This is a genomic window from Paenibacillus sp. FSL R7-269 (assembly GCF_000517865.1).
Classification (GTDB): domain Bacteria; phylum Bacillota; class Bacilli; order Paenibacillales; family Paenibacillaceae; genus Paenibacillus_AQ.
The window spans coordinates 1-552 of sequence record NZ_ASPS01000093.1 but is presented as its reverse complement, the minus strand read 5'-3'; the positions used below and the strand labels follow the sequence as shown (position 1 = coordinate 552).

1 tRNA gene and 1 rRNA gene are annotated in these 552 nt (G+C 46.0%); both read left to right on the top strand.

Annotation, left to right across the window (positions count from 1 at the left end):
• Positions 1-50 (top strand): 16S ribosomal RNA (locus C162_RS36715); the annotation flags it as partial.
• A 127-nt stretch (positions 51-177) separates the two neighbouring features.
• Positions 178-253 (top strand) — tRNA-Ala (locus tag C162_RS29185).
• Positions 254-552 lie beyond the last annotated feature (299 nt).

Here is a 552-nt window from a genome sequence, read left to right as displayed (position 1 = left end):
AGTCGTAACAAGGTAGCCGTATCGGAAGGTGCGGCTGGATCACCTCCTTTCTATGGAGAATCGTCTTCTGCAATGAAGACATTCAAATAAAAGTCTTCAGGAAGTTAACTTCCTGAAGCAGGCTTTACTTCGTAAAGCCTTGAGCGTTTCCATTTGTTCGGTTTTGATGGAATTTGCGGGGCCATAGCTCAGCTGGGAGAGCGCCTGCCTTGCAAGCAGGAGGTCAGCGGTTCGATCCCGCTTGGCTCCACCAACAAACTTCATCTATTTGTCATGTCTGAAATACTGGATACAACTTGATCCTTGAAAACTGGATACCGAAACGAATTTGCGTTTTAGAACATTCCTTTAAGTTGAACTTGTGTAAACAAGTTTTAAATTAATGGCGATGCTACGATGATCTAGATGGAAATACAGGCGTTGAAGAAATTCATTGTCCGATATTTTCCTGACGGAACAATCGAGGTTAAGCTACTAAGAGCACACGGAGGATGCCTAGGCGCCAGGAGCCGACGAAGGACGTGGCGAACAACGAAACTGCCTCGGGGAGCT